Here is a 24326-nt window from a genome sequence, read left to right as displayed (position 1 = left end):
TTTTTTATTGCCGTTATTTATTGCCAGATTGCCATCGCAATCAGGCTGACAACCACCAAAAAACAGAGCCCGCTGGTCAGCACGAACTGCCCGCGCACGCGTTCGCAGCGGCGAATAAATTCGTCGTCATGATGATCGTGATAGCGCTTTTCCCAGATATAGCGCACCAGCCGCACCTGCTTGCTCGGCTGACCGTGTGAAGTAAAGAAACCCGCGCCATCCACATATTGATATAACAGCGGATCGCAACCGCGCAAAACGGCCAATAGTGAGCGCAAAGAAGAGAAGTAGCGCGCCATATTCACCAGACAAACCACACACAGAGCCCAAAAAAGCGCGATAGTGCTGATCATGTTCCCCTCCCGGCTGGAGCCGCAACGACGTCAAACGCAGCGGGGAATTGCTGTAGACGCCGCACGGGAAATAAACCAGCCACTGAATGATTCCGATTGCATTGTTGTTATGCGAACCTGAGTGCGCAACGCATACCGCTGTGGCACTTATTTTCAGTGTAGGAGATCTGTTCAATTTTTTTCCAGCGATGATTTTCGTTCAGTGCGAGTGAAAAACCCGATAACGCTTGATCTTCCTCACAAGCGAACTTTCGCTTGCAGCATTTGTTAACAACTCTGGCTATACTCAGGGCATAACAAGAACCGCCTGCAAGGCTGAAACTATGGTTGGTGGCGCTTCATCGCCGTTTGGCGCAAAGGACATCGCCTACCGTGAAAGCAGGAAGATCGCCCCCAAATCTTGAGAAGGAGTTTTATCATGGCTTATAAACACATCCTGATTGCAGTAGACCTTTCCCCGGAAAGCCAGTTGTTAGTCGATAAAGCCGTTTCGCTGGCCCGCCCTTACGATGCGAAAATCTCGCTGATCCACGTTGATGTTAACTATTCTGACCTGTACACCGGGCTGATTGACGTTAACCTGGGCGACATGCAAAAACGCATCTCTGAAGAGACGCACACCGCACTGAAAGCGCTTTCGATCAATGCCGGCTATCCGATCAGTGAAACGCTGAGCGGCAGCGGCGATCTTGGCCAGGTGCTGGTGGACGCGATTAAGAAATATGATGTGGATTTGGTGGTGTGTGGTCACCATCAGGACTTCTGGAGCAAACTGATGTCATCAGCGCGCCAGTTGATTAATACCGTGCATATCGACATGTTGATCGTGCCGCTGCGCGATGAAGACGAAGAGTAAACCGTAGGGTCGGCATTCATGCCGTAATGCCGCTCACTTAAGCAAAAAAATGCCTGTTTATGCAGGTGCGCATGAATGCGCACCCTACGAAAACCCGGCGATATCCACGTAGGGTCACCATTCATGGTGACCGATTCATGCTTGACTGACGAGCATTACGGCATTCATGCCGACCTTTTTCAATACCGCACGATCTACACCAGCGGCGGATAAATATCAAAACGATGGCTTTTGGTCACCACCGCATCTTGCGTCACCACACCCGCTAACGGTGGCGCGTAGTCCGGACGTTTCACCACAATGCGTTTCTTCGCCAGCTGCCGCGCCGGTTCCAGCAGCGCATCGGCATCTTCATCGGGCCCCACCAGCGACTGAAACACGCGCATCTCTTTCTTCACCATCGCGCTTTTCTGCCGATGCGGATACATCGGATCGAGATACACTACATCCGGTGCAGGCGTGATATCACTGAGCGCCTGCTGGCTCACTACGTGCAGTAGCGTGAGCCGCTCACGCAGCCAGCCGCCGATTTCCGCATCCTCATAGCCACGGCGCAATCCATCCTCCAGCAACGCCGCTACCACCGGATGCCGCTCGAGCATGCGCACACGACAGCCGAGCGACGCCAGCACAAAGGCATCGCGTCCTAAACCTGCGGTTGCATCAATCACATCAGGCAGATAGCCACTTTTGATGCCCACCGCTTTCGCTACCGCTTCGCCACGACCGCCACCAAACTTGCGCCGATGCGCCATGGCACCTGACACGAAATCGACAAAGATGCCGCCCAGTTTCGGCTCATCCAGCTTACGCAGCTCAAGGTGCTCAGACGTTAAAACCAGCGCCATCGTTGCCTGTTGGTCTGATTGCAAACCCCAGCGCTGCGCCAAATGTAATAAGGCGCCGTCTCCGGCGCCTGTTTCATCGATTAAACCAATTTTCACAAGCCGGTTTATCCCTGAATGCCGTAATGTTCCAACATCGCATCCAACTGCGGCTCGCGGCCACGGAAGCGCTTGAACAGCTCCATAGGCTCTTCAGAGCCGCCGCGCGTCAGGATGTTATCGAGGAACGATTGCCCGGTCTGACGATTAAAGATGCCCTCTTCTTCAAAGCGCGAATAGGCATCGGCCGCCAACACGTCGGCCCACAGATAGCTGTAGTAGCCGGCAGCGTAACCGCCCGCGAACACATGGCTAAAGGCGTGTGGGAAACGTCCCCATTCCGGGCTTGGCACCACGGCAACCTGCTTCTTCACTTCGCGCAACGTTTCAAGGATTTGCGCGCCTTTCGCCGGGTTAAACTCGGTGTGCAGACGGAAATCGAACAGGCCGAACTCCAGCTGACGCAGAATAAACAGCGCCGCCTGATAGTTTTTTGCGGCCAGCATTTTATCCAGCAATTCTTTCGGCAGCGGTTCGCCAGTTTCGTAATGGCCGGAGATAAATGCCAGCGCGTCCGGCTCCCAGCACCAGTTTTCCATAAACTGGCTCGGCAGCTCGACGGCATCCCACGGCACACCGCTGATGCCAGATACGCCCGGCGTTTCGATGCGCGTCAGCATATGATGCAGGCCGTGACCAAATTCGTGGAACAGCGTGATCACCTCATCATGGGTGAACAGCGCCGGTTTGCCTTGTAACGGGCGATTGAAGTTACAGGTTAGATACGCCACCGGCTTCTGCAGGCTGCCGTCGGCTTTACGCATCTGGCCAACGCAGTCGTCCATCCACGCCCCGCCACGCTTGTGTTCGCGCGCATAGAGATCGAGATAGAAGCTGCCGCGCAGCTCGCCGCTTTCATCGAACAGATCGAAGAAGCGTACATCCGGATGGTAAACATCCACATCCTTACGCTCTTTCGCGGTGATACCGTAAATGCGTTTTACCACCTCAAACAGGCCACTCACCGCACGCGCTTCCGGGAAATACGGGCGCAGCTGCTCGTCGCTGATGGTGTAGAGATGCTGTTTCTGTTTTTCGCCGTAGTAGGTCAAATCCCACGGATTCATTTCGTCAACGCCGAACTCTTTTTTGGCGAAAGCGCGCAGCTGAGCCAGCTCTTTTTCACCCTGCGGACGCGCGCGTTTAGCGAGATCGGTAAGAAACTCAATCACCTGCGCCGGGTTTTCCGCCATTTTGGTGGCCAGCGATTTGTCAGCGTAGGAGTCGAAGCCCAGTAGCTGAGCCAGTTCGTGGCGCAGCGCCAGCTCTTCCGCCATAATCGGGCCGTTATCCCATTTGCCGGCATTCGGGCCCTGATCGGAAGCACGGGTTGAATAGGCGCGGTACAGCTCTTCACGCAGCGCGGCGTTATCGCAATAGGTCATCACCGGCAAATAGCTTGGAATATCCAGCGTCAGCAGCCAGCCCTCTTGCTCTTTGGCTTCAGCCTGCGCTTTGGCTGCAGCCAGCGCGCTCTCCGGCATACCCGCCAGATCGGCTTCATCGGTCACCAGCTTGCTCCAGCCCATGGTGGCGTCGAGCACATTGTTGCTGTAAGTCGAGCCCAGCTCGGACAGGCGCGCAGCGATTTCGCCATAGCGCTTCTGTTTCTCTTTATCGAGACCGATACCGGACAGCTCGAAATCACGCAGGCTGTTATCCACCGCTTTCTGCTGCGCAGTATCGAGGCCCGCGTAGCTCTCGCCCTCTTTCAGGTTGCGATATGCCTGGTACAAACCTTCGTGCTGGCCAACCCAGGTGCTGTACTCAGACAGCAGCGGCAGCGTTTGTTCGTAAGCTTCACGCAGTTCCGGGCTATTTTTCACCGAATTTAAATGGCTAACCGGCGAGAACAGGCGACCTAAGCGATCGTCAACTTCAGCCAGCGGCTGTACCAGATTTTCCCATGTGTAAGGCGCGCCTTGCGCCACAGCGCGTTCTACCGCGGCACGACAGTCGTTCAGCGCTTCGGTAACCGCAGGAACCACATGTTCAGGTTTGATGGCAGAAAACGGGGGAAGCGTAAAAGACGTGAGTAACGGATTGGTCATAAGCGCAGTCCTTTCATGATGGAGTTGAGGCGCGAGTACTCGCGCGACGCAATCTACCTAACATGCGGCTTGATAGCATGAAAATCAATGCCGCTAAGGATGGACCGGCGAAGAAAAGCTCGCCACAAGGCGAGCTGAAGCGTATTTGAGCGAAGAGGGATAGGAATCGCGTTGCATAGCGCTATCCACACCGACAACGGGCAATCAATGCAGGTGTTAGCCAGCCTGACGAATAATCAGTTGTGATAGACGGTTTTTAATACGGAAGCACAACTCACGCGCCTGGAACTGATAACGTGGCATCACTAAATCATTAATATCTGCGCCAATCGATTGTTTAATTTGCAAATATTTATGGGTTTGTGCGTCAATTTTCTGCAGTTCTGCATTGAAATTGGCATATGACACCTTGCTATAAAGACGCATAGCATCCAGCTCTTTACGGCACTGCTCCATGTTGCCTGAAAGGCCATCGGTCAATGGCGCAGCCTCAGGTTGAGCGGACGGTGAGACCACAACGGATGTCTCTTGTCCTACTGGAGTATTTTGCGCAACAGGCTGTGCTGCCGCAGCAGGCGGCGTGACCAGGCTTTGCACGGGTTGTGGTTTCGCGCAGCCGGTAAGTGCCAACAGACTTGCCATTGCGACACCCGTTATTTTATTCATCATTTTCACCAGAAGTTGTTAAAGGTGCTTTAAGCAAAAAAATCTCCTGCCAGAAACACCTGGCATTTCACTTCGGCGCGTTGAATTGCAGCGAAAATTCGCGTACTGGACAATGACATGGCAAAAATTTCCCACAACAAAACGCATCGCAAGCCGCTATAACGACACCTGGCCATAAAACTTAAATCACCCACGAAACGTCAGCAATTTTTACCCAGCGCGGCTATAATCGCGCCACACACGATGTATAGACTCCCTTTGATCCAACCGCGGACCCCTCTTTTTTATGCTGAGTTATCGCCACAGTTTTCATGCCGGCAACCATGCCGACGTGCTGAAACATACCGTTGAAAGCCTGATCCTCACCGCTCTGATGGAGAAGGAAAAACCTTTTCTCTATCTGGATACGCATGCTGGTGCCGGACGTTACCTGCTCAGCGGTGAGCACGCCGAGCGTACCGGTGAATATCTGGAAGGCATCGGCCGCATCTGGCAGCAGCCGGATGTGCCTGAGCTGCTGAAGCCGTATCTCTCGGCGGTGCGTAACCTTAATCCGCATGGCACCTTAAAGTATTATCCCGGCTCACCGTTAATTGCCCGCTTCCTGCTGCGCGAAGAGGACAAAATGGAGCTGACCGAGCTGCACTCCAGCGATTATCCGCTGCTGCGCACCGAGTTCAGCAAAGATGCGCGCGCGCGCGTAGCGCGTGGCGACGGTTACCAGCAGCTGAAAGCCAAGCTGCCGCCGCTGAGCCGCCGCGGTCTGATTCTCATCGATCCACCGTATGAGATGAAAAGCGATTATCAGGATGTGGTGAAAGGTATTCAGGAAGGCCACAAGCGTTTCGCCACCGGCGTGTTCGCCCTGTGGTATCCGGTTGTCATGCGTCAACAGATCAAACACATGATCAAGGACCTGCAGGCCACCAATATCCGCAACATTCTGCAAATTGAGCTGGCAGTGCGTCCAGACAGCGATCAGCGCGGCATGACGGCTTCCGGCATGATCGTGATTAACCCGCCGTGGAAGCTAAAAGCGCAAATGGAAGAGCTGCTGCCGTGGCTGCATCAGAAGCTGGTACCTGCTGGTACCGGTCACTTCAGCGTCACGCAAATCGTGCCAGAGTAGGTTCGCGTAGCGCCGTCAGCCAACAAGGACAATTACCATGTGGATCATTCTGGCTGGCGCGCTTGCTATGCTGTCGCCCGCCAAACGTTTTTCCGTACTGCTGCTCACGCTGGCCACTATTCTGGGTTTGTTTCAGGATGTGCTGGATTGGCCGGCGATGACACTACTCGGCGCCATCGCCGTTATCGCGTGGGTTCGCGTCGAAAACAGCGCACGCTGGATTCAGCTGGTCAGCGAAGCCCTGCTCGTTGCCATTGCCGTCGGGCTGTTTCTGCATTTTTTCCCCGGTTTCAACAATCCGCGTCAGGTAGAAGATGTGCAGGCCGGACCGCTTAGTGCGCCCTTCAGCTTCTCATATAACTTCGATAAGGCGCTGATTCCGTTTGTGTTGCTCATCTGTTTGCCGCAGCTGTTTCGCACCAAGGCCGCTCCACCGCGCTACAAGATATTGTGGCTGGCGCTGCTGGCGGCGATTCCGCTGCTGCTCTATGTCGCGGTGCAGTTGGGTGGCCTGGCCGTTGAACCCCATTGGCCGGAATGGTTGGGCAGTTTTGTGCTGGCGAACGTGTTCTTCGTTGCGCTGGCGGAAGAGGCATTCTTTCGCGGCTATCTGCAACAGCGTTTGCGCCAACACATCGGTGCCGTAGCTGCATTGTTGCTGACGTCGCTGCTGTTCGGCCTGGCACACTTTCCCGGCGGGCCGTTACTGATGATTTTCGCTACCCTGGCCGGGCTGATTTACGGTCTGGCGTGGCAATGGAGTGGACGCCTGTGGGTCGCCACCGGCGTCCATTTCCTGTTCAACATGACGCATCTGCTGTTTTTCACCTACCCGGCGTTACAGCACTAAACCTCGAATACCGCGAAATCATGTGCCAGCTCGGTCGCAGCAAACACCGACTGGCACTCCGCCAGCAGTTTCTCCCGATCCTTTGACAGATAGCGCGAGCTGAAATGCGTGGCGATCATCCGCTTTGCTCCTGATTGTTTTGCCACTTCAGCCGCCTGAACGGTAGTTGAGTGGCCGCGCCCGTTGGCTTTTTCAACCAGAGCCGCTTCCAGCGTGGTTTCATGCACCATCACATCCGCGTTGGCGGCCAGCTGCAGCGCAACCTCGGTGGGCGCAGTATCGCCAAATATCGCCAACACTTTACCTTTGGTGGCCGGCCCCAGATACTCCGCGCCGTTGATTTCCCGACCATCTTCCAGCTGGATGCGTTTGCCCGCTTTCAAATCCTGATACCATGGCCCGCGCGGTACGCCTTCGGCTTTGAGGCGTGGCGCATCAAGGAAGCCCGGCTTGTCGTGCTGCTCAATGCGATAGCCAAAGCACTCAATCACATGATTCATCGGCCAGGCGGTGACGCGGAACTCGCCATCATCCAGCACCAAACCGGCTTCAATCTCGACAATTTCCAGCGGATAAGAGGTGTATGAGCCGCTTAAGCTGAGCGCCGTCTCAATAAATTGCCGAATACCTTTGGGACCGTAAACCGTCATGGGCTCAAGGATGCCCGCCATCGAACGGCTGGTGAGCAATCCCGGCAGGCCAAAGATGTGGTCGCCGTGCAGATGGGTGATAAAGATTTTTTCCAGCTTGCCCGGCTTGAGCGCCGAGCGCATGTACTGATGCTGCGTTGCTTCACCGCAGTCGAACAGCCAGGTTTCGCCGCGTTTCGACAGCGTCAGCGCAATTGCGGTGACGTTACGTTGCAGGCTGGGCGCACCGCCGCCGGTGCCGAGAAAAGTCAGTTGCATATTCATTTCCTTTTGACGAGTAGCACCCGTCATAATTCATGTTGCAGGAAGGCGGCAAATCCTTTAATCCCCAGGAACATAGTTCACTATGTGACTGGGGTTAAAGGATGCAGCCAACGCGCCTGCGGCTTGAAGTATGGCGGGTTTCGGGATTCAACCCTATTACATTCATAGGTGCAATCTTTGCGCGCCTCACGCCTCAAGCGTTAAACTCTATGCCAATTTTCTTCCAACAGATGGACATAACGGATGACCAGACATTTTGACTACCTCGCCATCGGCGGCGGCAGCGGCGGTATCGCCTCGATTAACCGTGCCGCGATGCACGGCCAAAAGTGCGCGCTGATTGAAGCGAAAGAGCTGGGCGGCACCTGCGTCAACGTCGGCTGCGTACCGAAAAAGGTGATGTGGCATGCGGCGCAAATCGCTGAGGCTATTCATCTTTATGGGCCAGATTATGGTTTCGATACCACGGTAAATCGTTTTGACTGGTCAATTCTGGTGAAAAACCGCAGCGCCTACATCGATCGCATTCACAGCTCATACGATAACGTGCTGGGTAAAAATAAGGTTGAAGTGATCAAAGGCTTCGCGCGCTTTATCGATGCCAATACCGTGGAAGTGAACGGCGAAACCCTCACCGCCGATCACATCCTCATCGCCACCGGCGGTCGTCCAAGCCATCCCAACGTGCCGGGCGCGGAATACGGTATCGACTCTGATGGTTTCTTTGAACTGGATGCATTGCCGAAGCGCGTGGCGGTTGTGGGTGCGGGTTACATCGCCGTGGAGCTGGCCGGCGTGGTGAATGCGCTGGGCGCAGAAACCCACCTATTTGTACGTAAGCACGCGCCGCTGCGCAGCTTCGATCCGCTGATCGTCGATACGCTGGTTGAGGTGATGCAGGCAGAAGGTCCAACGCTGCACACCGAATCGATTCCGAAAGCGGTGATTAAAAACGCCGACGGCAGCCTGACGCTGCAGCTGGAAAGCGGCCACGAGCAAACCGTGGATTGTTTGGTGTGGGCGATTGGCCGTGAACCGGCAACCGATAATCTCAATCTGGCGGCAACCGGCGTGAAGCTCAACGACAAGGGCTATATCAACGTTGATAAGTTCCAGAACACGAACGTCAAAGGCATTTATGCAGTTGGTGATAACACCGGTGCGGTTGAATTAACGCCGGTTGCGGTGGCGGCAGGTCGTCGTCTTTCTGAGCGCCTGTTTAACAACAAGCCGGATGAGCATCTGGATTTCAGCAACGTACCGACCGTGGTGTTCAGTCATCCGCCGATTGGTACCGTAGGATTGACCGAACCGCAGGCGCGCGAGCAGTACGGCGACGATCAGGTGAAGGTGTATAAATCCTCCTTCACCGCAATGTATACCGCTGTCACCCAACATCGCCAGCCGTGCCGCATGAAACTGGTGTGCGTAGGTGCGGATGAGAAAATTGTCGGCATTCACGGTATCGGCAACGGCATGGATGAGATGCTGCAAGGCTTCGCGGTAGCGCTGAAAATGGGCGCCACCAAGAAAGACTTCGATAATACCGTGGCGATTCACCCCACCGCGTCCGAAGAATTTGTGACGATGCGTTAATATTCGGTTTATTCAAATCGGACAGATATTTTTAAGAAAACATCAGGATGATGAAACATCCTGATGTTTAGTAAATTTTAATTCGGTGCTTTTTCAAGAATCAGTTTTAATCGTCCCCACCCTCTTTCTCGAGCTTGTCAGGTTTGATGAGTGATTTCTTTTCAGCGGAAGCCAACCTACGCTCAACTTTTTTGACATCTTCAGCAGCCGGTAGACTTTCTGGTTTAATGCCGCGATTGAGTAATGTTTCTCTTACTGCTTCGTTATTATTAACGTGCTCACCCGATATTTGCTGCTCACTTTTCATCTGTAGCGTTCTGGCGTTATGAATAGTAATTTCTGTTGCGAAATCCTTGGCCTTTAAAATAATGGTTGGTGCGAAATCAGCTAAAGGACGACTTTCTGGCACATTCCACTGTGCTTTCATAACTTGTGTGCTTCGGTTGAACAGTGCGAAATCGCCTTTACTTCGGATAAGGGCAAAATTCTGGCTTCCACCCGTTTGTTCGTAAATAACATTTGAAAGTTCTTTTTCTGTTCCACTGAGTTTTTTCCTCGCCTGCACTCGCTCAGTTTCTAACAGCCTACGTTCAATCAGTTCAGCTTTACGGGTCTGCATTGCGAAGTAAGTCTGGGCGAATGCAATCTCCTGCTTTCTGGGATCGCCGTTTTGAGCAATCAGATAACATGCATAACGCGTAAGCATGACATCATCAATCTCGCGCTGCCCCCCTTTGCCTAGTTCGATCATTTTCCCGACGTCGGCAAAATGATCCAGCACCTCATGACCTGAAATCTCGCAAGCCGTTTTGGCTTTCAAAATCACGCTTTGAAAATTATCCCATTTGCTATATCCCAGCAGATGTTGCACATCTCGCGCTAACCAGAACTCCACGCCAGTATCAGTTTGCTGGGAGCAACCTTCAAAAGCATCGGTTAGCATTTGAATGTGACTATTTTCCATATGTTCCCCCTATAATTCATGTCCGCATCTCACTCAGCGGATCAAACTGCACAGCTTAAGTCTAGTTCGGTAGCAGACCTGTCTTGTTTATTCACTACTCAACCATCCACGTAACGGATAAGATTTATTCCTTTACGGGCAGCCCCTTGCTTAATGCTTTTTCACTCGACATATGAATACCGATATCTCATAGCGCATATTCCGTAGCGGCGCGATTTATCGCGCAATGAATTGCGTCGCTACGGAAGGTGCATTCATTGAGGTTGGTGTGTCACTGAACGTCTTTAGGCACTACTTTGCCTATTTAAATATTTTTTCGGGGACAACGGTGTGAACACAGGTCTGAATCTGGCATGAATATTATCGATATCATTATGTCTGCGGGAAAAGCCTCAGTGGACGTTGCGCTCTACACCTTAATTCCCATTATGGTAGTGATGTTATTCATCATGAAATATCTGGAAGTCAAAGGTCTGTTGGATTTTGTGGTGCGGCATGCCACGCCGCTATTAAAACCGTTCGGTATTACCGGGCTGGCTTTTTTTGCCATGATTCAGCTTAATTTCGTCAGTTTTGCCGCCCCGCTGGCGGCGCTGGCGATTATGGAAAAGCGCGGCACTTCGGATCGTCATATGGCTGCCACGCTGGCAATGTTATTTGCCATGGGCCAGGCCAGTACCTTCTATCCACTGATTCCGGCGGGATTGCACTGGAGCACGGCGCTGATCGTCTCCATCTGCGGTGGCGTACTCGCGGCGGCAGCCACCTATCACCTTTTTGGCCGCAAACTCTCTGATGCCGCGCTGCTCAACGAGGATGAAGCCGTCACCCATCAAGAAAGCAAAATCGGGCTGATTGGCATCATAAACAGCGCCGGTTCCGATGCCATTCGCCTGGCGATGGGTTCACTGCCGATGTTGATTATTTCGTTATCGGTGGTGGATATTTTAAAAGAAGCGGGCGGCATCGAAATGCTGACGCGCCTGCTCTCGCCGCTGCTGGATAAGCTGCACATTTCCGACGTCTACATTCTTCCAGCGCTGACAAAATGCCTGGCGGGCGGCACCGCCTATTACGGCGTGGTGGCGGGACTGGTGGAGAAAGGCTTATACAGCGCCCATAACATCAACGCCTCGGCAGGTTTGTTGATTCAAACCTTCGATCTGCCCGGCATTGGTATTTTCCTTGGCCTTTCAAGCCGCTTCCCGCGCCTGTTCCGCTTCGCCGTTCCCGGCATTCTGCTCGGTATCGCCCTGCGTGCTACGGTACACGCCATCCTATTCTGAGTCTTCATGGCGCTGAATATCCTCTTCAGCACCCTGTGATCAATAACATGCTACTTCACGGTGGTTATGGTTTTACCACTCCACCGTAATTTTGCCGAAATGTCCCGCGCTCTGCTGATGCTTAAACGCTGCCGGGAGATCGCTCAGTGAACCGTAGCTATCGCTGATCACTGGCCGGATATCGTTCTGCTCCAGTGCGCGGACAAAATCCTGCTGCTGGCGGCGATGGCCGACAATCAGCCCTTGAATACGCGCCTGTTTTGCCATCAATAATGAGGTGGGGATCACGCCTTCAAAGCCGGTAAGGACGCCAATTAGCGCGATATGCCCACCAACACGCACCGCCTCAATCGACTGCGCCATGGTGCCAGGACCGCCAAGTTCAATCACCACATCCGCGCCCTGGCCATCGGTTAACTGCTGTACCGCTTTGCCCCACTCCGGCGTGCTGCGATAGTTAATGCCCGCATCGGCACCCAGCTCACGCGCGCGCGCCAGCTTTTCGTCGGAGGAGGAAGTAACAATCACGCGGGCACCCATTGATTTAGCGATCTGCAACGCGGTAATCGACACTCCACCGGTGCCGAGCGTAACGATCGTATCACCCGCTTTGATCTGCGCATCGCCCACCAGCGCACGCCATGCGGTGAGCCCCGACGTGGTGATGGTCGCCGCTTCTGCATGCCGCCAACCGCGCGGTGCCAGCGTGAAGTGCTGCGCCGGACGTACCACCACCTCGGCAGCGAAGCCGTGCGCACCGTCGCCCGGCGTTTGAGTGAAATTGCCCACCTGGCTCAACGGCAACCCATCCTGCCACTGCGGGAAGAAGCATGACACCACATGATCGCCCGGCTTAAATTCAGTAACGCCCGCGCCCACCTCTTCCACCACGCCTGCGCCGTCCGCCATCATAATGCGGCCATCGGCGGTAGGTATCGATCCATCCGCCACCAGCAGATCGTGGAAGTTCAGCGACGTAGCGTAGATCGCTACACGGATCTCTCCCGCGCCAGGTTTGCCGGGATCGGCAAGATCGATCAGCTGCAGGTTTTCTAAGCCGCCGGGATACTTCAGGATCATCGCTTGCATGTTAGAACGTCTCCTTGAGTCATAGGATTGAGCGGATTGGTCGCCATAAATGGCGACCCTACTCTGACCGGTATAGGGTGCACATTCATGCGCACCGGGCAAAATGCATAATGGCTGAGTTTGGCAGCTATCTGCAGATTCCGCCTAACATCCTATGCGGTTACACGTCCGCGCCGAATGCCACATCGCGCTGCGCGCGCAGCTCCGCCAGACGGCTTTCCAATGCCGCTTCGATATGCTGATAGGCGGTGCTGCCAAGCGCCAGGCGCAGCGGCATGCTGGGCTTATCAAGCGTCTCAATCATCGCCGTTACGCATTTCCCGGCGTCACCGGCAATGGTGAAATCACCGGATAAAATCGCACGGCGCAGCTGGCCTGAGGCGTTATCGCGGTATACCTCGAGCGCGTCAGCGATATCCAATCCTGTAGCAAAATTCGTCGCCGTTGGGCCCGGCTCCACCAGCAGGAAATCAATGCCGAAGTTGGCCACTTCCTGACGCACCGCCTCGACAAATCCCTCAATGCCCCATTTGCTGGCGTGATACAGGCTGAAGTTGGGATAAGCCACCTGGCCGCCTTCTGAAGAAATCTGCGCGATACGTCCGCCGCCCTGCTGGCGTAACAGGGGAATGACGGCGCGAATCAGCTGGATAGAACCGGTAAGATTGGTGGCGATCTGGCGATCAATCTGCGCATCACTCAACTCTTCCGCCGCGCCGAACAGGCCGTAGGCGGCATTGCTCACCACCACATCAATGCGTTCGACCGCCTTAAAAGCATCCGCAATGGTGGGCGCTATACGATCGGTTTGCGCCAGATCCAGCGCAACAATCTGCAGCTGCTCGCCATAGGTTTGCTGCAGATCGGCCATCGCCTGTTCGCGACGTATGCAAGCCAGCACGCGATCGCCACGCGCCAGTAAACGTTCACTCATCAAACGACCTAGCCCGCTGCTGGCGCCGGTAATTAACCAGGTTTTCATGTTGTGCTCCTCCTATTGAAAACCTGATGGTAGATCGCTTTACTGGTGGAGATAATCTACCTAATCGCGTATGACCCGGTGAGGAAAAACCACCAATGAAACGACCTTCGTGGCACGAGCTGCAAGCCATCAAAACCCTTGGTGAACAGCGCAGCTTTCGTCGTGCCGCCGAGCAGCTCGGATTAAAGCGCTCTTCGCTCAGCCATCTGGTGAAAACGCTGGAGCACAATCTGGGCGTTCAGCTGTTTCAGCGCACCACGCGCAGCGTGTCGCTCACCGATGCCGGGCAGCAGCTACTGGATCGACTCTCGCCGCTCTTGAATCAGATGGATGAGGTGCTGCACGACATCTCAGCCAGCCGCCAACAGCACTACGGCACGTTGCGCATCAGCGCCAGTGATGCCTCGATCGGTTTGCTGTTGCAGCACGTAGTGGCGGAATTTAGCGCCCGTTATCCCGATATCCAGCTCGATTTCGCCGCACAAGGCGCATTGGTGGATATCACCGCCGCCGGTTTTGATGCCGGAATCAGGCTACTTGAGGATGTACCGCAGGATATGGTGGCGGTTCCGCTCGGTGGTCCGCTGACGTTTGTCACCGTGGCAGCACCGGCTTACCTGGCGCTGCACGCGCCGATTAAGCATCCCCGCGATCTCCTGCGACAGCAGTGCATACGCCAGCGCTTACCCAGCGGCAAACGTTATCACTGGGAATATGCGCAGGCGGCAGAAACGCACGAAATTGATGTGCCCGGCACGCTCACGCTGGACAGCAACGCGCTGATGGCGCAGGCCGCCCTTGCCGGGTTAGGCATTGCTTATGTGCCGTCGCTGTATGTGGAAAAAGCATTGCGCAGCGGCCAGTTGGTTGAACTGCTGGCCGATTGGCGAGTGCAATCAGCGGGGATTGCGCTGTGGTTCCCGCCCAACCGCCACCAATCCATGGCGCTGCGGTTGTTTATTGATGCGTTGAAAGTCAGCTTGCCGCGCATCTCATGATTCGGTCTTAAAAAAGCGTCAGCAATGGCGTTGATTCCGCCATGCTGACCGGCGTACCCTAACGCCACAAAACCTAAAAAATACACCATCGCAAAATGATCGTACGTCCCCATCAACACTGGTTTATCCGGCTGTTTGACTGGCATGGCTCGGTGCTTAGCAACATCGTGTTTCGCCTGTCGCTCAATCTACTCATGTCGCTGATCGCTATCTTTGGCTATCCGTGGTATTCGACCCTCGGCATTCACCTCACCACCGCGCCTTTTAGTTTGGTCGGGGTGTCGATCGCCATCTTCCTTGGTTTTCGCAACAACGCCAGCTATGCGCGTTTTATCGAAGCCCGCCACTTGTGGGGTAACTTGCATATCACCGAGCGTTCGCTGCTGCGGCAAATTAAAAGCATTCGCGGCATCCGTGAAGAACAGGTGCGGGAATTTACCGGCTTGCTGCTGGCGTTTAGCTGGAGCCTGAAACACCGCCTGCGTAAAACGCCGGTGCAGGCCGATTTGCAGCGCCTGCTGCCCGATAACTGGCACAGCGCAGTGCTGAATCATCCTATGCCTACATCGCAGGTTTTATTGTGTTTGAGCACCTGGCTGGCACAGCGCCGCGATGAAGGGGACATATCGGATATTATCTGGCAGAGCATTGATGAAAATCTCAATCAGCTGTCCACCATTCTGGGCGGCTGCGATCGCATCGCCAACACGCCGATTCCGTTTGCCTACAGCCTGATCCTGCATCGTACCGTGTATCTGTTCTGCACGCTGCTGCCGTTCGCGCTGGTGGCGGATTTGCACCTGATGACGCCGCTGGTGTCGATGTTTATCTCCTACACCTTTTTGTCACTGGAAGCGCTGGCGGAGGAGCTGGAGCACCCGTTTGGCACCGCGCCGAACCATCTGCCGCTTGATGCGCTGTGCGTTAATATCGCACGCGATCTGAAAGCGATGAATGGCGAACGGTCGCTACCGGAACCGTTACAGCCGGATGCGCATTTTAATTTGACGTGATGTTTCTGGAGATCTGTAGGGGCGCCATTTATGGCGACCGTCCCCATGCACGCACGAATCATGATGACGCCCTTTATGGCGCCCGGGGTTAACTCAGATTATCCAGCCAGCGCACATAAGCCTGATCCCACAACGCGGCTGGCGTGCCCGCTTTACCGAGGCCGAACCCGTGTCCGCCTTTGCTGAGCTCAATCAGCTCAACCGGCACGCGCATGCGGCGACAGGTATCCCGCATGATTTCAGTGTTATGAGGATTGGAGGTGTGATCGTCTTCGGCCTGCGCGAGGAAGGTCGGTGGATAGTGCCGCGTGACGTAGTTTTGCACTGACCAGTTGGCTTCCTGCGTTGGCGTGGCGTTATTGCCAACCAGCATCAGGTGGGTGTTGGTGTGCTGATAAGGCGCTTCAAGGGTGATTACCGGATAAATCAACCCCACGCTATCGACGTTAGGCGTGACCTGATCCAGCGGATCTTGCGCCGGATACGAGTCGAAATTCGGACGCGCCGCCGCCATGCCGAGCAGATGCCCACCGGCAGAAAAGCCCAGCACGTGCACTTTGCGCTCCATCGAACGCACCAGGCGAATCGCCCGTTGTGCATCCTGCAGCGGTGCCAGATTGCCCGCCTGCCACTTTTCGCCCGGTAAACGGTAGCTGAGGACATACACGGTGTAGCCGTTTGCATTCAGCCAGCGCGCTACCGGCCAGGCTTCGCGCCCCATACCGATAAAACGATAGCCGCCGCCCGCAGCGACGATCACCGCTTCGCCGTTGGGATTTTCCGGGCGGAAACGCTGAATGGCGGGGGAAACGATGTTGGTCCAGGAACCGTACTTGTTCACTTTAAGCAAACCTGAAGGGCCGCCGCCGCCTGGCGGATCGTCGGGCCACAGCGGAATGACGTCATCGCGAGCAAACAGCTTGCCCGTGGTCATGGAGAGAACGGTTGCTCCGGTAGCCAACAAAAAGTGACGACGTGTAATCATCTTGCCCAGTGTCAGTATGCAAAAAATGCCAGCTATAAAAGCTGAATCTCATTATGTGATGCGTGTCTTATTTCAACGCTGGCGATTATGTATGTAAATCATACAAAAAAGCCATAAAAAAACGCGCCTGATAAGGCGCGAGCTTTTTCGAATAACCTAAATAATTCGAGCGGCAGCAAGTACGTGACAGGGGTGAACGAACGCCGCCAACGCAGCTGCCGCTTGAAGTATGACGGCTATTAATCTTGCTGCTGGAACTGGGTCATCACCGTTTGCTCACATTGCGATTGATCGTGGCGCAGCTTTCCGCGTTCATCCTCGCCCAACTCCAGCCAGGCGCTAATCACTTCCTGCGCGATTTCTTCATTAAATTCCGGTTGCTGTATCGCCGATGACGACTGGCTGGCCGCGAGCTGCGACTTCATTTTCTCGGTGTAACCATCCAAATCGCTGGTCTTCTTTTCGCTACTCACCAAATGACACAGCTGGCTGGCATAAACATTTTCTTCCTGATTATTATCACCGTCGGCGGCCAGCGCGCTGGCGGACAGTGACAGCCCAACGAGGGCGAGTAATAACGCTTTCATAATAGGCTCCAGTAATTTCCAATAAATCAGTTTTCATTGTGCTCTGCGCGGGCGGCCTGGCGGGCGGCACGCCAGTTAAGCAGCGGCGTCACCGTCACGCCGTGCAACACAATGCTGCACACCACCAACGTCAGCGCCATATCCACCATCTGTTCTGCCTCGGGACCGCGCATACCGTGCACCCATGCATAAGCAATATAATTGATACTGCCGATGCCGCGAATACCCAGCCAGCCAATCAGCAGCCGTCGCATCAGCGGAATGTCGCAGCGCCAGGTGGTGATCCACACCGCCAGCGGGCGCACCACCACAAACAGCAGCAGCGCCAGGCCAATACCGGTGAGATTCCAGTGCTGTGCCAGCGTAATGCCCAGCACCACCATCATGCCCGCCGCCAGCAGGCGTTCGATAGTATCACCAAAGGAGAGCGCATCGCCGATCACCAACCCGACCGATTTCACCATGCCGCTACTGCCTTGCGCCAGGCGCTGGCCGGTATTCACGCGGGCTTCTGCTGGCAGGAAACGCTCCTCTTCTGACATCTCATCTTGTGGATAGTGCTTCACCACGCGTAATTCCGCGCGCCGCAAGCCCACGCCTGCGGCAAACGTGGCGAGGAAGCCCGACGCATCCACCGCCTGCGCGGCGGCGTAGCTCAACGCAATCAACGCAAGGGCGAACAGATCGTTGGGTGCCACATCCTGATTGGCGGTGCGTAAATGCGTTGCCAGTTGGCCAATCAACCAACCCAATGCGAAGCCAATCCCGAGGCCACCGCCCATGGCCCAGAGCGTATCTTTGGCGAACCATTCACCGAATGAGGAGAGCGTCAGCGCGCCCGGCTGCAGCATGATCATGGCCAGCATCAGCAGCGGCAGCGCTGAGCCATCGTTCATGCCCGCTTCGCTGGAGAGCGCCACGCGCAGTGCGTCGTCATCGCGCGCATCGTTCACCGAAATCAGGCTGGCAAGCACCGGATCGGTCGGCGCCACAATGGCGCCAAATGCCAGCGACAGTGCCCAATCAAAGCCGGTGATCCAGTGCACCAACACCGTCATACTGCCAACGGTCAGCAACATCGCCGGAAACGCCAGCCTGACGCCGATGCGCCATGCGTGCGCGTTGAGCGGCAAACGCAGCTTAAGCCCGGTGATAAACAGCGAGGCGGCCATGGTAATTTCAGTGATGTGCGCGGCGAGGTTGGCGTGACCGATGATATCGACTTGCAGCAAGTTGAGCATCCACGGACCACACAGGATGCCGGCGAACAGATAGAGACCAAATGAGGTCACGGGCCCACGGTGAATCCAACCGGAAGCCAGTGACATAAGAAGTAAGAGACCGCCGGTGGCAGCGGTCCAGGCCAGGAAATTCATAACGCTCCGTTTTTAAATCATATTCTTCCTTTAAGCCTGGCACATGTTAGGCGATCAGTTTTTCAGATGGCGGCTCGCAAGGCGAATCATCAGGGCAAGCGCAGCGGCGAGCGTGGAGAGCGCTACCACGCCGGTCCAGCCCCAATGTGCCAGCGCCAGGCTGCCGAGCGCCGCGCCGGTTGCCATACCGATGAAAACAACGGTAAACATTAAGGCGTTAAGACGGCTGCGTGCTTCCGGCGCCAGGCTGTAAACCAGGGTTTGATGCGCTACCAGCGTAGCCTGCACGCCCAAATCAAAACCGATAGTGCTGATGATAATCAGACCAAGCTGTGCCGGCATCGGCAACAGCGGCAGCAGGAACATCAGCGCGAACGACACCATCACCAATGTGGCGCCGTACTGCGTCACACGCGCAGGGCCGATGCGATCCGCCACGCTGCCAGCTAACGGTGCCGCTAAGGCCCCTGCTGCACCGGCCAGGCCGAACGCACCGGCGACGGCGCTATCCAGATGGAATTTGTCGCTTAGCATTAACGCCAGCGTTGACCAGAAGGCGCTAAAGCCCACCGATAACAAGCCTTGCGCCAGCGCAGCACGGCGCAGCGTTTGATGGTGCTGCCACAAATGCGCCAGCGACAGCAGCAAACGCGGGTAGCTCACCGACGTTCCCGGCGTGAAGCGCGGTAATACGCGCCACAGCGCGACGCTAATTAACAATACGGCCACCGCCGCCACCATATACATGGTGCGCCAGCCGAAATACTCTGCCACCACGCCGCTCACCACGCGCGAAAGTAAAATGCCGACCAGCAATCCCGTCATCACCGTGCCCACGGTTTTACCGCGGCTGCGCTCCGGTGCTAACGCCGCCGACGCCGGAACGATATCTTGCGCCACGGTGGCCGTTAAGCCAGTGACAAAGCTGGCCATCAGCAAGGCGTTCAGCCCCCCTGAAAAGCCGCACAGTAGCAAAGCGGCAACCAGCAGCAAGCCTTTGACTAAAATGATGGTGCGACGATCGTGGCGGTCGCCGAGCGGTGCCAGCAACAAAATGCCCAGCGCATAACCCGCCTGCGTCAGCATCGGCACCATGCCAACGCTGCCAATGCCGACGTTAAACTGTTTGCTGATGATATCCAGCATCGGCTGGCTGTAGTAAATCGATGCAACGCTAAGGCCTGCACCGGCAGCAAGCGTAAAGACCAGCGGTGCGGGCAGTTTCTCCGCCGTGATGACTGAAGATGATGACATGGCTGACATAGTGGATTCCCCCGAGAAAGTGCGCTTATTAAAGCGCGTCGCCGCCATACGCGGTAGAGTGTTCAAACACAGAACTGTTATACGTGGTGCGTATGAATACACCCTCCAGCGTTGACCGCATCGAACTGATGCAAACCTTTATCCGCATTGTTGAAAGTGGATCACTCTCAGCGGCAGCGACGCAGCTGGGTACCACCCAGCCCACTATCAGCCGCCGCCTGCAGGCGCTTGAACAGCGGCTGGGCCTCAAATTGATTCTGCGTACCACCCATGCGCTGAAGCTCACCGATGATGGCGAGCGTTGTTATGCCCAGGCGCGTCAGCTGCTGGCCACCTGGCACGCGCTGGAAGATGATCTGACCGGTGCCAGTGACGATCCCATTGGCACCCTGCGGGTACGCGCGCCACACGCCTTTGGTCAGGATCAGCTGATTGAACCGCTGATTGATTATCTGCATCGCTACCCACGCTTAACGGTGGAGTGGACGCTGAATGACCGCACGCCGGACTTCATCAGTGAAAACATCGACTGCGCGATTCAGGTCGGTGCGCCGAGCGACTCATCCATCGTGGCGATATTGCTGGCTGAGGTGCCGCGCTTTGTGGTGGCGGCCCCCTCGCTGCTGGCGGCGCATCCGCCGGTGAAGGACGTATCGCAGCTCACCCAACTGCCGTGGCTGGCGCTGACCAGCTTTTATCGTAACGAGATCGCTTTGCAGCGTATCAGCGACGGGCAGCCGGTGAATCTGGCGATTGCCCCGCGCCTCGCCAGCGACAGTTTGTACGCGGTACGCAAAGCCGCCGTGGCCGGGATGGGCGCAGCAGTGGTGTCATCCTGGGTGGTGCAGGAAGATTTAGCGAAAGGGGATTTGATTCAGTTAATGCCAGAGTGGCAAGCGCCGCCGCTGCCGGTGTGGCTGACCTATCCGTGGGCCAGCTATTATCCGGCGCGATTACGGCAGTTTTTCGAGATGATTCGGGAAGTGATGCCAAAGCTGGCGGGAACGCAGCCGGCAACGCGGTAGTGGTTTTCCCCTCACCCTAACCCTCTCCCAGTGGGAGAGGGAACTGATGGCTGCACGGTCAGCCCCCTCGCCCGCTTGCGGGAGAGGGCTGGGGTGAGGGCTATCGCGCACCAAACTACATCTTTGCCACTTTCTTATCCGCCTTCGACATATTATCCAGCCAGCCCATTACAAACGCCGACAGCACAAATGTCAGGTGAATAATCACGTACCACATCAGCTTTTCGTTGGCGACGTTACGGGCGTCCATAAAAATGCGCAGCAGATGAATCGATGAAATTGCCACAATCGATGCGGCGACTTTATTTTTCAGCGAGCCGGAATCCATTTTACCCAGCCAGCTGAGCTTCTCACGGTCTTCATCGATGTCCAGCTTAGAGACAAAATTCTCATAACCCGAGAGCATCACCATCACCAGTAAGCCGCCCACCAGCGTCATATCCACCAGCGACAGCAGCAGCAAAATCAGATCGTTTTCCGCAATGCTGAAAACATGCGGCAACAGGTGGAAGATTTCCTGGAAAAATTTGATGGTCAGCGCCAAAAGGCCCAATGAAAGTCCTATGTAAACCGGAGCCAGCAGCCAGCGCGATGAATACATCAGGTTTTCGATAAAACGTTCCATAAGTTCCCATTAATCAACAGACAAGTGGGCGAGTATAACCGAACTTATGTGAAGTTATTTCAGTCCCTCTTCAGAAATTTCAGGCGCGGCGGGCAGCGGCAGCGACAAACGAAACACCGCGCCACCTTCTGGCCGGTTTTCTGCCCAGATGCGCCCGCGATGCGATTCGATAATGGTTTTGCCAATCGCCAAACCCAACCCAACGCCGGGCACCGCTGACTCTTTATCCCCGCGCGCAAACTTGTCGAAAATACGCGTGAGATTCTCTGGCGCAATGCCGGGTCCGCTATCCCACACCGCAATCTCCAGCCGATCGCGCTCGCGCCACGCACGAATGCCGTGCTGCGCGGCATTTCCAGCATATTTCAGGCTATTTTCAACCAGATTGGTAAACACGCGCTCCAGCATGGCGCTGTCGCCCTTGATCAGGACCATTTCGGGCAGGTCGAGAATAAATTCATGCCCCTTGAGCGACGGTCCCATGCTGCTCAGCGCGCCGCCAATCACCTCATCCAGCGCCACCCACTCTTCGCGCAGATTAAGCCCGCCCGACTGAATGCGCGCCATATCCAGCATGTTGCTCACTAAGCGAATGGTGCTCAGCGTCTGCTCGCGAATTTGGTTCGCCTGTCCCACATATTTCGACTGTTCGCTGGCGAGATCGAGCATCAGCATTTCCGCCTGACCAAACAGCACCGTCAGCGGCGTGCGCAGATCGTGTGATAGCGCCGACAGCAGCGCATTACGCAGTTGCTCGCGCTCGGCGGCAAGACGCGACGCCGCTTCACTGTGCGACAGCGCCATACGCTCCAGCGCGTTGGCGATCAGTACGGTGAACGTTTCCAGCAGACGCTGCTGCTCGGGAATCATCAGCTGTCGCAGGTTTTCCGGCTCAACCACCAGTAAACCGCGACAATGACTGCCGCTTTTCAGCGGCAGAATCTGGTACGGCACCGCCGGTAAAGTATCGGTACCTGCGCCCGCGGGCTGGCCTTTGCTGAAGCTCCATTTGGCGATGGCGAGATCCGGCGGCGTGCCAATCGCGGTATCGCCCACGGTTTGTAGCTCGCCCTGTTCATCGGGCAACAGCAGCAAACTGCGCGCCTGCAAGGTAACGTCAATAATTCGCTGGCTGGTGGTGGCAATATCCTGCGGCGTGAGATCGCTGCCGAGGGATTTCGCCATCTCATACAGATGGCGCGCCCGCTGTTCACGATAGCGCGCCACTTTGGCCTGATAGCGCACGCCCGCCGTCAAATTCCCGACAATCACGCCCACCGCCAGCATCACCGCAAAGGTCACCAGATACTGTAAGTCCGATACCGCGACGGTACCGGTGGGAGCAACAAAAAACAGGTCAAAGGCGAGGATATTGATCACCGTGGCGAACACCGACGGCCAGCGCCCATAGCGCAGCGCTACCAGCACCACCGCCAGCAGATAAATCATGACGCCGTTGGCCGGATCAAACTCCTTCAGCAGCCAGCGGCCCACGGTGGTAACCAACACGCACAACAGCAACGCCATCAGGCAGCCGCGCAGGTGCAGCCGCCATTTTTCACCGCTGGCACGCTGGCCACCGAGCGGATGCGGCGCATCGCGCACCGGTTCGTCCAGCGCCACTACTAATAAATCGAGATCCGGACCGAGTTCGCCCAGACGTTGAGCAAAACTGTCGCGCCGCCAGCGCCGCTGTGGCTGGCGTCCGGTGACAATTTTGCCCAGATTATGCTCGCGCGCGTAACGCAGCACGGCACGCGCTTCATCAGGATCGGAGAGCGTCGCGGTTTCTGCCCCCAGCTCCTGCGCCAGCTGCAGCGTGCGCAAAATAGCGCGACGACGCGCCTCGGGCAGACGATTGAGGCGAGGCGTTTCCACATACACGGCGTGCCATTCGCTGCCGAGCCGTGCCGCCAGGCGCGCAGCGGTGCGCACCAGCTTTTCGCTGCCGGTGTCATCACCAATGCACAGCAGAATGGCATCACGCGTGTGCCACACTTTGTCGCGGCCCTGCTGATCGCGCCAGGCGCGCATCTGGTCATCCACGCGATCGGCGGTGCGCCGTAGCGCCAGCTCGCGCAGCGCGAACAGATTGCCTTTACGGAAGAAGTTTTCGATGGCGCGCTCGGCGCGGTCGCCGACGTAGACTTTGCCCTCTTTTAACCGCTGGCGCAGATCGTCCGGCGGCAGATCGACCAGCACCACTTCGTCGGCGCTATCAAAGAACGGATCGGGCACGGTTTCACGCACCTGAATACCGGTTACACCGCCAACCACATCATTCAGGCTCTCCAGATGCTGGACATTGACGGTAGTGATGACATCGATACCCGCCTCGAGCAGCTCCTCAATGTCCTGCCAGCGTTTAGGATGGCGTGAACCCTGCACGTTGGTGTGCGCCAGCTCATCCATCAGAATCACCGCCGGATGGCGCGCCAGCGCGGCATCAAGATCGAATTCAGCATGACGCGAACGCCCGGTGGCACGACGCGGCAGCACCGCCAGCCCGTTGAGCAGCGCGGCGGTCTCTTCGCGGCCATGCGTTTCCACCACGCCGGCTAACACATCGAGGCCTTGCGCGCGCAGGCGCTGTGCTTCCTGCAACATGGCGAAGGTTTTACCCACGCCCGCGCAGGCGCCGAAGTAGATTTTCAGCTTACCGCGATGGCTGTCGCTGTGATTCAGCAGCAGTGCATCGGGATCGGGGCGAGATATGTCGTCGTTCATCGATCGTCCATTGTAAAAACCGCGCGATAAATCGCCTATGCTTGCAG

22 protein-coding genes are annotated in these 24326 nt (G+C 56.0%); 8 read left to right on the top strand and 14 right to left on the bottom strand.

Annotated elements, in window-relative coordinates; all coding sequences use genetic code 11:
* Positions 1-17: 17 nt before the first annotated feature.
* Complete coding sequence (gene uspB, locus ACIP6T_RS21635) at positions 18-353, bottom strand: universal stress protein UspB (RefSeq protein WP_008108136.1); 336 nt, start codon at positions 351-353, stop codon at positions 18-20.
* 418 nt (positions 354-771) lie between these two features.
* Here uspB and uspA point away from each other — a divergent pair, with 418 nt between their 5' ends.
* Positions 772-1209 carry a universal stress protein UspA gene (gene uspA, locus ACIP6T_RS21630; RefSeq protein ID WP_097095741.1) on the top strand — a complete coding sequence of 146 codons (438 nt, stop codon included), beginning with the start codon at positions 772-774 and terminating at the stop codon, positions 1207-1209.
* Between the two features lie 194 nt (positions 1210-1403).
* Here uspA and rsmJ read toward each other — a convergent pair whose 3' ends face one another.
* The 3 genes from rsmJ to ACIP6T_RS21615 form a co-directional block, all read right to left on the bottom strand.
* Entirely contained in the window at positions 1404-2153 is a 750-nt protein-coding gene (gene rsmJ, locus ACIP6T_RS21625; RefSeq protein WP_097095740.1) for a 16S rRNA (guanine(1516)-N(2))-methyltransferase RsmJ, read from the bottom strand.
* A gap of 8 nt (positions 2154-2161) precedes the next feature.
* Positions 2162-4204 carry an oligopeptidase A gene (gene prlC, locus ACIP6T_RS21620; RefSeq protein WP_345827869.1) on the bottom strand — a complete coding sequence of 681 codons (2043 nt, stop codon included), beginning with the start codon at positions 4202-4204 and terminating at the stop codon, positions 2162-2164.
* 216 nt (positions 4205-4420) lie between these two features.
* Positions 4421-4846 carry a hypothetical protein gene (locus ACIP6T_RS21615; protein ID WP_320204472.1) on the bottom strand — a complete coding sequence of 142 codons (426 nt, stop codon included), beginning with the start codon at positions 4844-4846 and terminating at the stop codon, positions 4421-4423.
* Positions 4847-5156: 310 nt separating this feature from the next.
* On the opposite strand from ACIP6T_RS21615, the gene ACIP6T_RS21610 reads away from it, so the two are divergent.
* Together ACIP6T_RS21610 and ACIP6T_RS21605 are read left to right on the top strand one after the other, a co-directional pair.
* Positions 5157-5999 (top strand): 23S rRNA (adenine(2030)-N(6))-methyltransferase RlmJ, encoded by an 843-nt coding sequence (locus ACIP6T_RS21610; protein WP_097095738.1) that lies wholly within the window; start codon positions 5157-5159, stop codon positions 5997-5999.
* A gap of 37 nt (positions 6000-6036) precedes the next feature.
* Positions 6037-6849: a CPBP family intramembrane glutamic endopeptidase gene (locus ACIP6T_RS21605; RefSeq protein WP_345827868.1), complete on the top strand. Its 813-nt coding sequence runs from the start codon at positions 6037-6039 to the stop codon at positions 6847-6849.
* Here ACIP6T_RS21605 and rnz read toward each other — a convergent pair.
* Positions 6846-7757, bottom strand: coding sequence for a ribonuclease Z (gene rnz / locus ACIP6T_RS21600; RefSeq protein ID WP_400458835.1), 912 nt, complete (start codon positions 7755-7757; stop codon positions 6846-6848). The two genes, ACIP6T_RS21605 and rnz, sit on opposite strands and share 4 nt — an antisense overlap.
* A gap of 249 nt (positions 7758-8006) precedes the next feature.
* Here rnz and gorA point away from each other — a divergent pair, with 249 nt between their 5' ends.
* On the top strand, positions 8007-9359 hold the full coding sequence (gene gorA / locus ACIP6T_RS21595) for a glutathione-disulfide reductase (protein ID WP_345827866.1): 1353 nt from the start codon (positions 8007-8009) through the stop codon (positions 9357-9359).
* 106 nt (positions 9360-9465) lie between these two features.
* On the opposite strand, the gene dinD is transcribed toward gorA, so the two are convergent.
* Positions 9466-10323: a DNA damage-inducible protein D gene (dinD, locus tag ACIP6T_RS21590; RefSeq protein ID WP_345827864.1), complete on the bottom strand. Its 858-nt coding sequence runs from the start codon at positions 10321-10323 to the stop codon at positions 9466-9468.
* 353 nt (positions 10324-10676) lie between these two features.
* Between dinD and ACIP6T_RS21585 the strand changes: the two genes are divergently transcribed.
* Positions 10677-11609, top strand: coding sequence for a nucleoside recognition family protein (locus ACIP6T_RS21585; RefSeq protein ID WP_400458833.1), 933 nt, complete (start codon positions 10677-10679; stop codon positions 11607-11609).
* Between the two features lie 72 nt (positions 11610-11681).
* Here the strand turns inward: ACIP6T_RS21585 and ACIP6T_RS21580 are convergent, their stop codons facing one another.
* Positions 11682-12698, bottom strand: a complete 1017-nt coding sequence (locus ACIP6T_RS21580) for an NAD(P)-dependent alcohol dehydrogenase (protein WP_400458831.1) — start codon at positions 12696-12698, stop codon at positions 11682-11684.
* Between the two features lie 160 nt (positions 12699-12858).
* On the bottom strand, positions 12859-13680 hold the full coding sequence (locus tag ACIP6T_RS21575) for an SDR family oxidoreductase (protein WP_400458829.1): 822 nt from the start codon (positions 13678-13680) through the stop codon (positions 12859-12861).
* Between the two features lie 95 nt (positions 13681-13775).
* Here ACIP6T_RS21575 and ACIP6T_RS21570 point away from each other — a divergent pair, with 95 nt between their 5' ends.
* Together ACIP6T_RS21570 and ACIP6T_RS21565 are read left to right on the top strand one after the other, a co-directional pair.
* Complete coding sequence (locus ACIP6T_RS21570; protein WP_097095730.1) at positions 13776-14678, top strand: LysR family transcriptional regulator; 903 nt, start codon at positions 13776-13778, stop codon at positions 14676-14678.
* Positions 14679-14773: 95 nt separating this feature from the next.
* Positions 14774-15691, top strand: a complete 918-nt coding sequence (locus ACIP6T_RS21565) for a bestrophin family protein (RefSeq protein ID WP_400458827.1) — start codon at positions 14774-14776, stop codon at positions 15689-15691.
* A gap of 88 nt (positions 15692-15779) precedes the next feature.
* Here ACIP6T_RS21565 and ACIP6T_RS21560 read toward each other — a convergent pair whose 3' ends face one another.
* The 4 genes from ACIP6T_RS21560 to ACIP6T_RS21545 all read right to left on the bottom strand — a co-directional run bounded on the left by ACIP6T_RS21560 (position 15780) and on the right by ACIP6T_RS21545 (position 19902).
* Complete coding sequence (locus ACIP6T_RS21560) at positions 15780-16676, bottom strand: alpha/beta hydrolase (protein WP_097095728.1); 897 nt, start codon at positions 16674-16676, stop codon at positions 15780-15782.
* A gap of 239 nt (positions 16677-16915) precedes the next feature.
* Positions 16916-17263, bottom strand: coding sequence for a hypothetical protein (locus ACIP6T_RS21555; RefSeq protein WP_097095727.1), 348 nt, complete (start codon positions 17261-17263; stop codon positions 16916-16918).
* Between the two features lie 26 nt (positions 17264-17289).
* Positions 17290-18639: a sodium:proton antiporter gene (locus tag ACIP6T_RS21550; RefSeq protein WP_097095726.1), complete on the bottom strand. Its 1350-nt coding sequence runs from the start codon at positions 18637-18639 to the stop codon at positions 17290-17292.
* Between the two features lie 54 nt (positions 18640-18693).
* The gene (locus ACIP6T_RS21545; RefSeq protein ID WP_097095725.1) at positions 18694-19902 is read right to left on the bottom strand and encodes an MFS transporter; all 1209 of its coding nucleotides are present in this window, start codon (positions 19900-19902) and stop codon (positions 18694-18696) included.
* Between the two features lie 92 nt (positions 19903-19994).
* On the opposite strand from ACIP6T_RS21545, the gene ACIP6T_RS21540 reads away from it, so the two are divergent.
* Positions 19995-20927: a LysR family transcriptional regulator gene (locus ACIP6T_RS21540; RefSeq protein ID WP_400458824.1), complete on the top strand. Its 933-nt coding sequence runs from the start codon at positions 19995-19997 to the stop codon at positions 20925-20927.
* A 115-nt stretch (positions 20928-21042) separates the two neighbouring features.
* Here the strand turns inward: ACIP6T_RS21540 and ACIP6T_RS21535 are convergent, their stop codons facing one another.
* Positions 21043-21552, bottom strand: coding sequence for a TIGR00645 family protein (locus ACIP6T_RS21535; RefSeq protein WP_400458822.1), 510 nt, complete (start codon positions 21550-21552; stop codon positions 21043-21045).
* Positions 21553-21606: 54 nt separating this feature from the next.
* Entirely contained in the window at positions 21607-24279 is a 2673-nt protein-coding gene (gene kdpD / locus ACIP6T_RS21530; protein WP_097095722.1) for a two-component system sensor histidine kinase KdpD, read from the bottom strand.
* Between the last annotated feature and the right edge of the window lie 47 nt (positions 24280-24326).

The organism is Pantoea sp. NPDC088449, assembly GCF_044753225.1.
GTDB lineage: Bacteria > Pseudomonadota > Gammaproteobacteria > Enterobacterales > Enterobacteriaceae > Pantoea > Pantoea floridensis.
Note: the sequence above shows the minus strand (reverse complement) of the source record. Positions and strands in the feature narration are given on the sequence as shown.

Bases quoted from the DNA above. Each gene is read 5' to 3' on its own strand.
- uspB (WP_008108136.1), bottom strand. From the start codon at position 353: ATGATCAGCACTATCGCGCTTTTTTGGGCTCTGTGTGTGGTTTGTCTG.
- uspA (WP_097095741.1), top strand. From the start codon at position 772: ATGGCTTATAAACACATCCTGATTGCAGTAGACCTTTCCCCGGAAAGC.
- prlC (WP_345827869.1), bottom strand. From the start codon at position 4,204: ATGACCAATCCGTTACTCACGTCTTTTACGCTTCCCCCGTTTTCTGCC.
- ACIP6T_RS21615 (WP_320204472.1), bottom strand. From the start codon at position 4,846: ATGGCAAGTCTGTTGGCACTTACCGGCTGCGCGAAACCACAACCCGTG.
- ACIP6T_RS21610 (WP_097095738.1), top strand. From the start codon at position 5,157: ATGCTGAGTTATCGCCACAGTTTTCATGCCGGCAACCATGCCGACGTG.
- ACIP6T_RS21605 (WP_345827868.1), top strand. From the start codon at position 6,037: ATGTGGATCATTCTGGCTGGCGCGCTTGCTATGCTGTCGCCCGCCAAA.
- rnz (WP_400458835.1), bottom strand. From the start codon at position 7,757: ATGCAACTGACTTTTCTCGGCACCGGCGGCGGTGCGCCCAGCCTGCAA.
- gorA (WP_345827866.1), top strand. From the start codon at position 8,007: ATGACCAGACATTTTGACTACCTCGCCATCGGCGGCGGCAGCGGCGGT.
- dinD (WP_345827864.1), bottom strand. From the start codon at position 10,323: ATGGAAAATAGTCACATTCAAATGCTAACCGATGCTTTTGAAGGTTGC.
- ACIP6T_RS21585 (WP_400458833.1), top strand. From the start codon at position 10,677: ATGAATATTATCGATATCATTATGTCTGCGGGAAAAGCCTCAGTGGAC.
- ACIP6T_RS21580 (WP_400458831.1), bottom strand. From the start codon at position 12,698: ATGCAAGCGATGATCCTGAAGTATCCCGGCGGCTTAGAAAACCTGCAG.
- ACIP6T_RS21575 (WP_400458829.1), bottom strand. From the start codon at position 13,680: ATGAAAACCTGGTTAATTACCGGCGCCAGCAGCGGGCTAGGTCGTTTG.
- ACIP6T_RS21570 (WP_097095730.1), top strand. From the start codon at position 13,776: ATGAAACGACCTTCGTGGCACGAGCTGCAAGCCATCAAAACCCTTGGT.
- ACIP6T_RS21565 (WP_400458827.1), top strand. From the start codon at position 14,774: ATGATCGTACGTCCCCATCAACACTGGTTTATCCGGCTGTTTGACTGG.
- ACIP6T_RS21560 (WP_097095728.1), bottom strand. From the start codon at position 16,676: ATGATTACACGTCGTCACTTTTTGTTGGCTACCGGAGCAACCGTTCTC.
- ACIP6T_RS21555 (WP_097095727.1), bottom strand. From the start codon at position 17,263: ATGAAAGCGTTATTACTCGCCCTCGTTGGGCTGTCACTGTCCGCCAGC.
- ACIP6T_RS21550 (WP_097095726.1), bottom strand. From the start codon at position 18,639: ATGAATTTCCTGGCCTGGACCGCTGCCACCGGCGGTCTCTTACTTCTT.
- ACIP6T_RS21545 (WP_097095725.1), bottom strand. From the start codon at position 19,902: ATGTCAGCCATGTCATCATCTTCAGTCATCACGGCGGAGAAACTGCCC.
- ACIP6T_RS21540 (WP_400458824.1), top strand. From the start codon at position 19,995: ATGAATACACCCTCCAGCGTTGACCGCATCGAACTGATGCAAACCTTT.
- ACIP6T_RS21535 (WP_400458822.1), bottom strand. From the start codon at position 21,552: ATGGAACGTTTTATCGAAAACCTGATGTATTCATCGCGCTGGCTGCTG.
- kdpD (WP_097095722.1), bottom strand. From the start codon at position 24,279: ATGAACGACGACATATCTCGCCCCGATCCCGATGCACTGCTGCTGAAT.